Origin of the sequence: Psychrobacter sp. Ps3 (genome assembly GCF_022129275.1) — a bacterium.
Taxonomy (GTDB): domain Bacteria; phylum Pseudomonadota; class Gammaproteobacteria; order Pseudomonadales; family Moraxellaceae; genus Psychrobacter; species Psychrobacter submarinus.
In genome coordinates, this window is record NZ_JADQAL010000051.1 from 1 (window position 1) to 13,371 (window position 13,371).

Annotated in this window: 11 protein-coding genes; 5 read left to right on the plus strand and 6 right to left on the minus strand. The window is 43.8% G+C overall.

The window, feature by feature from the left end; all coding sequences use genetic code 11:
* Positions 1–71 precede the first annotated feature (71 nt).
* Positions 72–677: a hypothetical protein gene (locus I3248_RS11380; RefSeq protein ID WP_025646813.1), complete on the minus strand. Its 606-nt coding sequence runs from the start codon at positions 675–677 to the stop codon at positions 72–74.
* Positions 678–907: 230 nt separating this feature from the next.
* Here I3248_RS11380 and argA point away from each other — a divergent pair, with 230 nt between their 5' ends.
* Positions 908–2,230, plus strand: coding sequence for an amino-acid N-acetyltransferase (gene argA / locus I3248_RS11385; protein ID WP_238063853.1), 1,323 nt, complete (start codon positions 908–910; stop codon positions 2,228–2,230).
* Between the two features lie 131 nt (positions 2,231–2,361).
* Here argA and I3248_RS11390 read toward each other — a convergent pair whose 3' ends face one another.
* The gene (locus I3248_RS11390; protein WP_238063854.1) at positions 2,362–3,093 is read right to left on the minus strand and encodes an FKBP-type peptidyl-prolyl cis-trans isomerase; all 732 of its coding nucleotides are present in this window, start codon (positions 3,091–3,093) and stop codon (positions 2,362–2,364) included.
* 571 nt (positions 3,094–3,664) lie between these two features.
* On the opposite strand from I3248_RS11390, the gene I3248_RS11395 reads away from it, so the two are divergent.
* Positions 3,665–5,392: a mechanosensitive ion channel gene (locus tag I3248_RS11395; RefSeq protein WP_238063856.1), complete on the plus strand. Its 1,728-nt coding sequence runs from the start codon at positions 3,665–3,667 to the stop codon at positions 5,390–5,392.
* A 121-nt stretch (positions 5,393–5,513) separates the two neighbouring features.
* Here the strand turns inward: I3248_RS11395 and I3248_RS11400 are convergent, their stop codons facing one another.
* A complete protein-coding gene (locus tag I3248_RS11400; protein WP_238063857.1) occupies positions 5,514–6,893 on the minus strand; it encodes a hypothetical protein in 1,380 nt (459 codons plus the stop codon).
* 232 nt (positions 6,894–7,125) lie between these two features.
* On the opposite strand from I3248_RS11400, the gene I3248_RS11405 reads away from it, so the two are divergent.
* Entirely contained in the window at positions 7,126–7,908 is a 783-nt protein-coding gene (locus I3248_RS11405; RefSeq protein ID WP_238063858.1) for an SDR family oxidoreductase, read from the plus strand.
* A gap of 18 nt (positions 7,909–7,926) precedes the next feature.
* Here the strand turns inward: I3248_RS11405 and I3248_RS11410 are convergent, their stop codons facing one another.
* The 3 genes from I3248_RS11410 to I3248_RS11420 all read right to left on the minus strand — a co-directional run bounded on the left by I3248_RS11410 (position 7,927) and on the right by I3248_RS11420 (position 11,465).
* The gene (locus I3248_RS11410) at positions 7,927–8,625 is read right to left on the minus strand and encodes a lysophospholipid acyltransferase family protein (protein ID WP_238063859.1); all 699 of its coding nucleotides are present in this window, start codon (positions 8,623–8,625) and stop codon (positions 7,927–7,929) included.
* Positions 8,626–8,792: 167 nt separating this feature from the next.
* Positions 8,793–10,682, minus strand: coding sequence for a DNA topoisomerase IV subunit B (gene parE / locus I3248_RS11415; protein ID WP_238063860.1), 1,890 nt, complete (start codon positions 10,680–10,682; stop codon positions 8,793–8,795).
* Positions 10,683–10,874: 192 nt separating this feature from the next.
* On the minus strand, positions 10,875–11,465 hold the full coding sequence (locus I3248_RS11420) for a YqiA/YcfP family alpha/beta fold hydrolase (RefSeq protein ID WP_238063861.1): 591 nt from the start codon (positions 11,463–11,465) through the stop codon (positions 10,875–10,877).
* A 177-nt stretch (positions 11,466–11,642) separates the two neighbouring features.
* On the opposite strand from I3248_RS11420, the gene I3248_RS11425 reads away from it, so the two are divergent.
* Both I3248_RS11425 and I3248_RS11430 read left to right on the plus strand, forming a co-directional pair.
* Positions 11,643–11,903, plus strand: coding sequence for a DUF1289 domain-containing protein (locus tag I3248_RS11425; protein ID WP_201559650.1), 261 nt, complete (start codon positions 11,643–11,645; stop codon positions 11,901–11,903).
* Between the two features lie 128 nt (positions 11,904–12,031).
* Positions 12,032–13,183, plus strand: a complete 1,152-nt coding sequence (locus I3248_RS11430) for a catalase family protein (RefSeq protein ID WP_238063863.1) — start codon at positions 12,032–12,034, stop codon at positions 13,181–13,183.
* Positions 13,184–13,371: the final 188 nt, after the last annotated feature.

The following is a 13,371-nucleotide window of genomic DNA, read 5'->3' on the forward strand; positions in this document are numbered from 1 at the left end:
TCGCCTAAAAAATAGTCTCTGTCAGTGCCATGGTCGAATGTTCAACACGCCCTAACTCTTTTACGCTATTACTATTTTACTTTGGCGCGGTATTGCACCATTACCGTATCATTTAGGCCCACGCCTTCGATATCCCAGCGCACCGCTTTATAATACCCTAAAGGAATTTCTTGGTTTTGGCCGTTGACATTACCTCGTAATGGCATACGCGAAAAAGAGTTGCCATCGACGCTACCATAAGGGAAGTCTGGCATCACTCCGCCTAGCAGCTCTACTTGCTCAGGAATGCTCATCGTGACTGTCATTTTGCGCACTCGATCAGCATTGGTATTGGTAAAGTAGCCTTGATACTCCAAGATATTTCCCGATTGTAGGCGTGTCTCAGCAGTGACTGGCACTAATGTTTCATTGCCATTGGCATCGACACCAACAAGCGAGGCGGTAATCTTGGTATTCACTGCTTGTGCGTTGGAGTTGGTATTAGAGGGGTTGTTAGCATTGAGAGCTGCTGTTTGCAAAGCAGCTGAGCTGTTATCAAGTGCCGGCTCCGGAGTGGGCAGCATAGCTGAAGCTTGGGTGACGACCATTGCTCCGACGAGTGTGCCTGCGACAACATGAAATAAACGGTGACCGCCCCAAGCAGCAAATGGGTTGGCAAAATGGTTGCTTTTTTTCATAATGATTATCTTTCCTAGTTGAGATAGCAAAAACAGTAGATGGGCAAACAATAACGCTTAGCATAGCAAAAAGCGATTCTAGCTACATCAGCCCCGTGTTTAGGTTATGTATATCGATAACTATCTATAAAGAGCCAAGAGTCGTTAAATAAAAAGATAGCTCATAACTTGGTTTTTTGCTATGGTAAATCTCTAACCTTCCTATTTATCCTACTATTACTGTTTCTATTATGACTACTAGCGCCATGCCACAGATTAACCCTGAATATGTCCATTGGTTTCGTAACTCTGCGCCTTACATCAATACGCATCGCGGCAAGACGTTCGTGATTATGTTTGGCGGCGAGGCGGTGAAGCACCCAAATTTTAGTACGCTGATTCATGACTTTGCTTTATTGCATAGCTTAGGTATAAACCTTGTCTTGGTGCATGGAGCGCGGCCACAAATTGAAACCAATCTAAAAGAAGTCAATATCACCTCGCCACTGCATAAAGATATCCGGTTAACGCCGCGAGAAGCGATGCCCAGTATTCTGCAAGCAGTAGGCGCGATACGTCTGCAGATTGAAGCACAGCTATCAATGGGCCTTGCCAACTCACCAATGTATGGCTCGCGCATTGATGCTGTTTCTGGTAACTTTGTCACCGCGCGCCCTTATGGTATCCGCGATGGCGTCGATTATCAGATGACCGGTGAGGTGCGCTCAATAGATGTCGATGCCATAAAGAATAACTTACTGCACAATCATATCGTCATTTTGGGCTCTATGGGCTACTCTGCTACTGGTGAAGTCTTTAATCTGTTGGCAGAAGACGTGGCGCTTAGCGCTGCTGTCGCTCTGAATGCTGATAAGCTGATCTTCTTAGGGGAAGAGGCGGATATTGAGGATAATGGTCGTCCGCTACATGAGATGATTCCAAACGAAGTCGATCGCTTTTTACGTGAGCGCGATATCAACCATGAGATCAATTATTTCCTCCACTGTGCTAGCGATGCTTGCCGTCAAGGCGTGCATCGTACTCATATTATCTCTTATGCCAAAGACGGCGCGCTGCTAGAAGAGCTGTTTACACGCGATGGTTCAGGCACGCTAATCAGCCATGACCCTTACGAAGAGATTCGCCGAGCCAATATCGATGATGTGGTCGGTTTAATCGAGCTATTAACGCCGCTTGAAGAACAAGGTATCTTAGTGGCCCGCTCACGCGAACGTATCGAACAAGAGATTGACAACTATAGTGTCATCGAGCGTGATGGGATGATTTTAGGTTGTGCCGCCCTGAATCCTATAGATGAGAGCTCAGCGGAAGTTGCCTGTGTCGCTATCCACCCTGATTATCGTAGCGGTAGCCGCGGTGCGGATTTATTAGCGTTTTTAGAGCAGCAGGCGCGCAGCCACGGAGTGCATAAGTTATTTGTCTTAACAACGCGTACCGCGCATTGGTTCGTTGAGCAAGGCTTCGCTGAGGTCGACAGCAGCGATCTTCCTGAGGCGCGCCGTGAGCAGTACAATAACGGCCGCAACTCCAAAGTCTTCCAAAAGATGTTATAAATAAAGTTGTAAATAATATTTTGGCGACATAAAAAAGCTCTCATAATAATGAGAGCTTTTTTATTACCATTATTTCTGCTACGATGATTAAGACTAAAATTTATTAGCCATAAAACCAGTCACAGAGCTGATTATTTTACTGATAGTAGCTCAACAGTAAAGATCAAAGTACTATTAGGTTCAATGCCCTGATTACCCGCTTCGCCATAAGCTAAGTCAGCTGGAATATAAAACTCATATTTGCCGCCTTCTTTCATTAGCTGTAGGCCTTCGGTCCAGCCAGCGATAACTTGGTTCAACGGAAACTCGATAGGCTCGCCGCGCTCATATGAGCTATCAAACACCGTACCATCAATCAGCTTACCTTCGTAGTTGACTTCGACAATATCAGTCGCTTTTGGTGATTCGCCTGTACCTGCAGTCAGCACTTTATATTGCAGACCTGAATCAGTCGTTTTCACGCCTTCTTTGGTTGCATTTTCGGCTAGAAACGCTTCGCCTATTGCAGTGTTCTCAGCGGCTTTTTCTTGCATATCATTGACGAACTTCTCTTCTTGCTCTTTTTGATAATCCATCAATACTTGCTGCATCTGCTCCTCGGTCAAAGCAGAGTCTTTACCTTGGTAACCGTCACGGAAACCTAGCTCAAAGGTATCTAAGTCAAGATCTGCAACCGCCTCTTTATTACCTTCTGCCATCATATAGCCCAAGCTATAGCCCACTTTTTGGGTTTGTGAGCTTTGCTCAGTCACAGCTACGCTTGCAGCTGACGTATCTTGATTGCCGTTATTGGTACTACAGCCCGTTACTAGTAGCATGGCGCCAGCTAGCGTACCCATCGTAAAGGTAGTGATTTTTTTCATAAAATACTCTCAAGGTTAAGGAGGTGATAATAAGTTATTGGTTCGTCATCATAACAAATCTTGGTTTTCGTAACTACGTCTGCTATCAGCTTTAAGATAATATTTAATCTACAGGTGTACATTTTTTGTTAACAATTCTAATCATGATAACAAGTTATCACACAATTATAGCGTTAAGTAAAGCATTATGTCTTTAAACCAAACATCATATCAGCTAAGCTTAACCAGATTAAAGAATATGTAACGAAGAGTCCTATTTTCTATATCAATTATTAGATTACCAAAATAGCTTAGATGGTTTAGCTCCTCTCTGTTTATCTCTTCTAACAACCTTTTATCAGGTTGTCAGTTGGTATAGAAATTATCAGTTACAATAGCAGTTTAGGATCAACGCTTAATAACAGAGCTTTTATTGTGCAATGGACTGCCATTCTCATAATCATCTGCTCTATATTGCAGCTTTATAATTAAATAATTTTATTAAAATACTATTTATAAATAATGATGTCATCTTTTAGTGAATGTGCACAATTTATTCATTATCAAGGCATGATTATTAAAGGAGGATAAGATGAATCCAATGTTTACATCTTTTAATGGTTATCTTGGTGGGCCGATTGGCTCTATCATTGGGGCTATCTTGATTTTTATTATTGGCTGGTTAGTGGCTTTAGGCATAGCAGCTTTAGTGCGTAATGTATTGGCCAAAGTAAATTTGAATCAACGTATGGACACTTCTACAGGTAAATCGTACGACTTGGAAGGTATTATATCCAAAATCGTTTTTTGGTTTATCTTTATCATCGCTATTTCAGCGGCTCTAAACACACTTAACTTAAACTCTATCTCAGTGCCATTTGCCAACATGGTGGGCCAAGTGTTGTCCTTTATTCCTAATCTTATTGCCGCCATTGCTATTGGTATTATTGGCTGGGTTGTGGCTACTGTGGCCCGTACAGCGCTTAATACTGCACTATCCAAGACGACAATGGATGAGCGTTTGAGCGCGCAAGCAGGCGTTAAACCTATGAGCAGCACCATTGCTGATATGGTTTATTGGTTCATCTTACTTATTGTCCTAACTATAGTACTAGGTCAATTAGAGCTTGATGGTTTATTTGCGCCTTTAACCAATATGGTCGACAAAATCTTTAGCTTCCTTCCGAACATCATTATTGCAGGTGTAGTCTTTGTTGTTGGTTATATCATTGCCAAAGTGGTACGCGGCATCGTAACTAACCTTGTATCTACTTTTAACGTTCAAGAGCTTGCTTCTAAAGCCGGTCTTAGCGAAGAGAACAGCTTGCCTAATATTGCAGGGTCTTTAGCCTTTTTAGTAGTGATTATTCCAACGATTATCGCCGCTCTAAACGCATTAAAAATCGAAGTTATCGCTCGTCCTGCGACTAACATGCTCAATAAAATCATGGAAGCTCTGCCTAATATCTTTATGGCCGCTGCTATCTTGATTGTGACTTACTATGTCGTACGTATGGTTGCAAACATCATCAAAGGCTTGCTTGAGAACACAGAAGTCAACCGCTTACCTGCTAAAGTCGGTCTACAAGAGATGATGGGTGAGAAGAGAGTCTCTGATGTCGTAGGCTATGCTATCGTCTTCTTTGCGATGCTATTTGCTGCAGTTGCAGCCGCTGACCTATTAGGTTTTGAGCCTATCTCAGCGATTATCACGATGTTTATCGCTTTTGGTGCCAACATCATTCTAGGCGCGATTATTCTATTCATCGGCTTTTGGCTTGCTAACATCATCGCTGGTGTGGTTGAGCGCTCAGAACAAGGTTCACAGTTCTTAGCCAATATCGTACGTGTATTGATCATGGGCTTAGTACTTGCTATGGGTCTAAAAGCAATGGGTATTGCTGACTCTATTGTTAACCTAGCCTTTGGTCTGACTTTAGGCGCGGTAGCCGTAGCCTTTGCTCTATCATTCGGTCTTGGTGGTCAAGAAGCAGCCGCTCGTTTGTTACGTAAGATGCAAGACAAAATGGACAAAGAGCGTGACGAAGCCAAAGCTAAATCAGCTGTAGAACCAAGCAAATCAACGCAAGAAAAGGTTAAAGAGTCGGTTCGCGATAACACGCCTACTGCTACAAGCACGCCAGCTACGCCAAGCGTTGCAACAGAAGACTTGCGTACAGATACCGTAGATACTAGCAATCTTGATACTGACACTGTCAATATCGTGCCTGCTAGAGGAGATACGGACTCTGAGCTGAACACTGGTAATGATAATGAAATCTTACCGGGTAGCGGTCTTGCTGACGATACCAATAAGTAAGCTTTGCTATAAATAAGCTTTGCTAGACATGTATTGATAACGATAAAACAAAAGACAGCTTAGGCTGTCTTTTTTTATGCGTGGGGATAAAAGGCAGGTATAGCTGCTAAGCTTTTTGGCGCTATGACTGCTTTTTGCTAGCGGGAATATTGAGACTAAGATACATAGTAGGTAGCGGTTTTTTGCTTTTATCGACATCGGACTTATCGTCTGTCGCATCGCCTTTTTGAGTACGCTGCTGCTGGTTATGGAGCCGTTGTAGCTGCCGAGTCAGTTGCCGCTCTTTTTCACTCATTGCGGTGACTGGCTGAATAAACAGGTCAATATCAATAAAGGTATCTGCCGCCTCTACTATAAACTCTATACCTAGCACAATAACATGGTGTAGCTCGGCGATAGGCAGCCGTGTCGAGACATCTTTAGCTATTGTAGCCAAATTGGGCGCGAGAGCTTCGCGGCTTTGTTTACCGCCTGATTGTTGACCATAAAATATCAGCACATAATGCTGGCCTAAATTCTCATAAGAGTGCTGATGTACCACATAACCGGTCTGCTGCTGCTCCATGCTGCGACTTGGATGCTGATAGAGGGTGCGGATCAGCTCATAGCGCGAAAACAATGACTCTGCTAACAACTGGCGTTGCCAAAATGGCAACTGCTCAGCTGATGACGACTTTGAGAGCATCTGCGCGCTGAGCTGATACCATAAGATGGACGCTTGCCTCATCTGCTCATGAAAGCGCTTGGTAGTCGCCGCTTTGTTTCTTTGCGCCAGACTCATAGCCACTAACCTACTATTCGGCTCATCTTGAATACCATACTTTATTAAAGCATTATCAATAGTAAGCGCTTGTGTGTAGATAGCTGGACTAGCCATAAACTGGCTAAGCAAAGTCTGCTCAGATGCAAAGCTTGACTTAGCATTTACAAAAGCTTTTTGCAGTGCGGCTTTATGATAGTCCAATAGTCGCCACAGCTCATTTGGCGTCTGCAGAGTGGCTAATATTTGCAGCCAGTCTTGCCGGCCAAAGACCTGTAGCACTACTCCAGATGCTTTAGCATCCGCGCTTAGCTGCTCTATAACCTCCTTTGTAGCAAAGCTCATACTCATAGCCGATGCATTATGATTATGACTATGGTGCTGATAGTCGATCGAGGTGTCGCTATTGACAGTAGGTTTGATCTCTACTATCAGTACATAAGCGCTGGCTATTTGCTGAGCTTCATCTTGTTTCAATAACGCCTTTTTCCATCTTAAGCCAAACTTTATAGCCGCTGAGCGCGTAGCACTCATAGTAGTCTTAGTATCGCTTACAGAAGGTGCTGCCGTTACTCTCAGCACTCTAAGTTGCCCTAAAGGTAGCTGATAGAGCTGCTGCATTGTGGACTTTTTATTATGGGTATCTTGTTTATCGTCTGGCGATTTGAGGGCTTGCAGGTAGCTCTCTAGCCACTGTGTTAGCTGATTATGCGGCTCAGATGTGGGGTTCGGTGGTGTCAAAGCAAAGGCCTTTTTTTCTAGTGCTATTGGCAATCAAGTGGTTTATCTATCGATTTACTTCGAGCGGGTTATCGTAAAATCAAACCTAGCAAAGAAGATGATTTGGTATCTTTTTATAACCATGGCTTGTTATGACAAGTCGATAAGGCTATGGTAGATTTATCACTATCCATACTCGAAATCACTACTAAAAACTTATCGAAAATTTATATCATAACAGGGATTAGATATTATGAAACGTTTCAAAGAAAAAACCGTCATCGTCACTGGAGCCGGCTCAGGTATGGGACGCGCCACTGCTCTGCGTTTCGCTAATGAAGGCGCGACTGTGGTACTAGTGGGACGCACCTCTGAGACTTTAGAGGAGACCGCAAAACTGTTTCCACATGACAAAACCTGGATTCATACCGACAACTACATGACCATCACCTGTGATATTAGCGTACAAAGCCAAGTACAAGAAATGGTAAAACGAGTGATTGAGAGGTTTGAGAAGCTCGATATCGTCGTCAATAATGCGGGCAAAGGTATGGAAGGCAAAATAACGGACTTATCTGGTGAGGATTGGCGCGCAGCTATTGATGTCAATTTAAATGGTACTTTTTATGTCTGTCAGGCTGCAATGCCGCATCTCATCAAGACACAAGGCAATATCATCAATGTCTCATCGCTCTCAGGTATCGGCGGTGATTGGAACATGGCCGCTTACAACGCTGCCAAAGCAGGCGTCACCAACTTGACACGTACGTTAGCGATGGATCATGGCCCTGATGGTGTGCGTGTCAATGCGGTCAACCCTACCGCGACTAAGACCAGTATGACCAAAGACATGCGAGAAGATCAAGAAAAGGTAAATAAATTTTTAGCACGCTGCCCTCTAGGACGCTTTGTAACTCCTGAAGATATCGCCGCCGCGATTACCTTTTTAGCCAGCGAAGATGCGGCAATGATCACGGGTGTTAATTTGCCTGTCGATGGCGGCGTGAGCGCCTCGAACGGTCAGCCTAATTTCTAAACTTGCTATACTCTACTATTACCCTTTAAAGGCTTGATTAACATCTTGTAGCGGCTGTGAGAGTCGCTCAGGATGATAAGGCACTACCCCGCCGTACTGCGCATAAATCTTTGGCAAATCCTCTTCGATATTACCCGTTGGGTAAACCGTCTCCAAAAATCGCACTTCTTTAGTATTATAATCTAACGCTACTGGTAAGATAGGTACATTCGCTCCTACTGCCAAGTAATAAAACCCTGTTTTCCAGCTGTCAGTATGTTTGCGCGTGCCTTCAGGCGCCAAACCCAAAAACAAAGTCTTATTATTTTTAAACTTATCGATACTCGCTTGTAGCACTGAGCCTTTGGCTTCGCGATTAATAGGTATGATACCAAGCCCGCGCATGAGCTGCGCCAGCACTGGTATTTTGAATAGCGTATGCTTGCCCATAATACTGATTTTGAGATCCAGCGCAAACAAGCAAGGTAGCGCATATATCCCGTCGATGTTGGAGGTATGAGGGACAGCCAAGACCACTGCTTGTGAGATATTAGGGATAGAGCCTACGGTCTTCCAGCCCGCCGACTTCATCAGCATACGACCTATCTTAGGAGTCAGTTTACCGCCGCGCTTAGGGATTAAGTTGCCCAGATCTTTTTTATTAAGCTCAGGCAATACTTTAGAGCGTCTGTTCGCAGTAGGTTTAGCAGTGGGACTGGTTTTTGAGTTTGAGGACATAATAGCACTACACAATGAGAATACCCCATCATATCATTAACCTGAACGGACTAACTTATTATTTATCTTTTGCTTTATCTGTATAGCTTGACCAGATTTTTGTCATAAAAAAGGGATAACGCTTAACGCTTATCCCTTTGTAAAAATCGTTTAACAGCCTTGTAACTCTATAACGCAATATCGGCTAAGTTACCTTTATTCTCAAGCCAAGACTTACGGTCAGCAGCACGTTTTTTGGCCAGTAGCATATCCATAATGCTATTGGTCAGCATCATATCGTCCATGTCTAACTGCACCAGTCGGCGAGTATCGCGGTTCATTGTCGTCTCACGCAGTTGCTCTGCGCTCATCTCCCCTAAGCCCTTAAAGCGAGTGATTTGCGCTTTTTTATTGCCAGGGACATTGGCTAAGATATGCTCAAGCTCGCCCTCATCTAGCGCGTAATGCACCTCTTTACCAATGTCAACTCGATACAAAGGCGGCATCGCCACAAACAGGTGACCGGCATCAACTAAGGCTGGAAAGTGTTTGACAAACAACGCACAAATGAGGGTAGCAATATGCAGACCATCAGAGTCGGCATCGGCTAAAATACAGATCTTGTCATAGCGCAGCTCAGATAGGTCATCAGAAGCCGGATCGACACCGATGGCAATGGCGATATCGTGAATCTCTTGGCTGGATAACACGGTATCGGACGACACTTCCCAAGTATTGAGAATTTTACCACGCAGCGGCAATATCGCTTGATAATGACGATCACGCGCCTGCTTGGCACTACCACCTGCCGAATCCCCTTCTACTAAAAACAGCTCAGCACCGTCACGTAGATCACCGCGGCAGTCTGCAAGCTTACCCGGCAGTGCTGGACCTTGCGTAATTTTTTTACGTGCTACTTTTTTGGCGGACTTAAGGCGACGACCGGCTTTATTAATCGCCAGCTCTGCAATTTGCGCCCCTATATCGGCATGCTGATTGAGCCAAAGACTAAACGCATCTTTGGCCAGTGCCTGTACAGCGCCTGCGGCCTCACGGCTTGATAAACGCTCTTTGGTCTGCCCTGAAAACTGCGGCTCAGAGAATCTGAGTGACAAGATATAGTTGATGCCATCCCAAACGTCTTCGCCAGTTAATTTAACGTTACGCGGCAATAGATTGTGGATGTCACAGAACTCACGCAGTGCCTCCAAAATACCTGTACGTAGTCCATTAACGTGCGTGCCGCCTTGCGCTGTGGGAATTAAGTTGACATAACTCTCTTGCACCGGATTACCGCCTTCAGGTAACCAAGATAACGCAAAAGTGATCCCTGCGCGCTCACCGTCCGCGGCATCATGATTATAGTAAAAAGGCACATCAGGTAGCGTCTCAAGACCATCGAGCTGCTCAGCGAGATACTCAACGACACCATCAGTAAACTGCCAAACGACTTTTTCATTATTTATATTATCGGTAAATTCGATAGTCAAACCCGCTGACAGTACTGCTTTGGCCTTTAGGTTGTGCTTGAGCTGCTTAACACTGAACTTAGGCGTGTCAAAAAAACTGCCATCGACCCAAAAGCGCACTCGCGTACCGCGTTTACGTTTATTGGAGCTGACCGATTCGGTCAAAGGCGTCACTGGTGCACCATTCTCTAGTGCCATATCGAACTGCGTACCATCACGCCAGACCGTAACCTCAACGCGAGTTGATAGCGCATTGACGACAGAGATACCAACGCCATGCAGACCGCCTGACACTTGATAGTTAGAGGTTGAGAATTTACCACCGGCATGCAGGCGCGTCAAAATCAGCTCGATACCCGACTGGCCAAACTCAGGGTGAATATCGGTTGGCATACCGCGCCCATCATCTTCCACCGACAGTGAGCCATCTTGATGAAGCTGTACTTTGATAGTTTTAGCATATCCGGCTAGCGCTTCATCGACGGAGTTATCAATGACCTCTTGTGCCAAATGATTGGGGCGTGTGGTATCTGTATACATACCGGGGCGACGGCGTACTGGCTCTAATCCTTCTAAAACTTCTAACGATTGCGCATTATATTGACTCACAAATGCTTTCCTTTATTATTCACATATAACGGTTTCTATCTGACCATTATAACCAAAAACAGTGCGCTTTACGTCAATCATCAGTGGCTTACGTCAGATAATGTCGTCTAGTTCTACGGCTTACGTTTAAACGCTTGACGCTACTTTTTGAACCCTCTTACACCTCTTACCAGATAAGCTACTAGACTCGCTCTATAGCTGCTGCACTAACCTCATAACCTCTGGTAAATGCTCCCTAAAATCACTAAACCGATGATCACCGCCTTCTTGCAAAATAACTCTAGCACCTTGTTCACTATAGAATTTGGCTGAAAGACTGGCATTGAGCAATTCATCACCCTCTTTAATGAGCGCAGCCACTTTTTTAGGGTTAACGATAGATGATAATGAATGCTCAGCAAACCACTGTAAATGGTTCTTAGTGATCGCCCAACCACCAGAAGTCGTATAAAGTATTTCGTTACTATTATCATCATTAAAACGCTGCAAAGTGACATGCGGCTGAGTGCTAGGGTTTAATAATAATGCGCCGCAGCCAGTGCGATTACTGACTAAGGTTGAAAAGTAGCCTCCCAATGAGCTACCGATCAGTACCGTTTCGGCATCTTGACTGAGCTCGTCGACTAGCTTTGTTAAATAGCTAAATACCTGTTCAGGAGACTGGTTTAAATCTGGACGATAGACTTTGCTATCTGGATAATTCTCTTGGCAATATTGCTCTAACAACAAGCCTTTATTAGAGTTGGCATCGCTATCTAAGCCATGGACGTACACAATATTCATATGCAATCTCATCTTTATAATTGGTTATACTGTAAAAATTGAATAATAATGAGCATAACACCAGTGATATAACGTTAATAGTGCTAAAAACGCTGATGTATAGTCAATTTGAACGATTACGAATGCTTTATTTAAATATCTACTTTAACCAAAGTAAAATTGCGACAAGGAGAGGTCATGAATGAGCAGATTGAACTGTTTGACATTGATAATCCTTGTATAGGCGTTTGCACCAGTAATAAGAAAGGCTATTGTTTTGGCTGCTTGCGCAGTCGTACTGAGCGTCAATTATGGCTAAGCATGAGCACCGAACAGCGCCGTGAAGTATTAAGGCTAATCGTAGGGCGTAAGCAGCGTATTGAACAAATGCGTCAGCGTAAAGGTGAGCAGTTAGGGTTTGACTTTGAGGAGGCGGTGGAGACTGGAGAGTTATTCTAGAATTCTAAAAAAACACTAATATGGCTTCACTTACACATTACCCCTATTTATCATAAATAATTATTGGCAAACTTTTATAGAATATTTAAGAATTCGAATTCTAGAATATCAATACAAGAGAGCTAATAATGATAAAAAAATTGTTTAAACCTAAATTTGTCAAATACGACCCAAAATACATCACCTTGAGCGATGAAGATAATAAGGTCATTGATATAATCACTGAAGATATCCGTCTCTATGTCAAAAAAAGCAAAGAATTAAACAACATCAATCACCATACCCGCGCCGTCCATGCAAAAAGCTACTGCGGTCTAAAAGCTAAGTTTGAGATATTAGATAACATCCCTAAAGAATACGCTCAAGGGTTATATGCTAAAGCAGGCATTTATGATGCCGTCATTCGCTTTTCTAATGCCGCTGCGGCTATCAGCCCAGATAGAAGGCTCGGATTAGGACAAGGACTCGCTATCAAAATCTTCGATGTACCTGGCAAAAAACTAGCGCCGGGCGAAGAAGATAGCACCACTTTTGATTATGCTTTAGTCAATGGCCCTATATTTTTTACCAATAGTATAGAAGACTACGCTTATCTGTCTAAGCTAAACTTTGGTATCAACGGTTATCTAGGTGATGGGCTGCTAGGTAAAGGTAAATTCGTCTTTCACTGGCTAACCAAATACGGCAAAGAGTTCCCTAATGCCGAAGGACTGCGAACCCTTAACGCCTTTAGAAAACTCGCCACTATTCCTCCTAAGAACGCTTGGCTATACGATTATTTCTCGCAAGGCGCATTTCGTCATGGCGACTATATGGCCAAAATCAGAGTTACTCCAACCGCAGCTTCTACAAAAAAGATTAAGCGTGACCAGATTCATCTGTTTACTAAAGATGAAGCGATTCGTCCTGCTATCATTGAAGAGATCAGAGAGCACGACTATCAGTTCGAAGTACAAGTACAGCTCTGCCAAAATATCAAAAAACAGCCCATTGAACAGCTCACTAAAGAATGGAAAGAGTCTGATGCACCGTTCGTTACCGTAGCGACTTTGACCATACCCTGCCAAGATGTTCCAGACGATGGCAACCTCTCCGCAATAGAAGATTTAAGCTTTACTACTTTTCGCTGTCTAGAAGAAAATCGTCCTATCGGTACCTTACAGCACTCTCGACTGCGCGCTTATCAAGCCTCCTCAAAAGCCCGCCACAAGCATAATGAAACCAAGCGTAAAGAACCTACTAGCCTAAAAGAAGTATTTAGCCAGTCTACTGCCGAATAGTAGATTAACCCGTTGTCATAGTCTGACTAAAACCATAAACCCATCACTATAGCTAGTGATGGGTTTTCAATATAAGAATAAGAATAGCAGACAAAGAAAAGCCCCAACATACATTAGTAAGTTGGGGCTAGTCTAGGAATAGAGAGCTGACGATGACCTACTCTCACATGGCCGGAGCCACACTACCA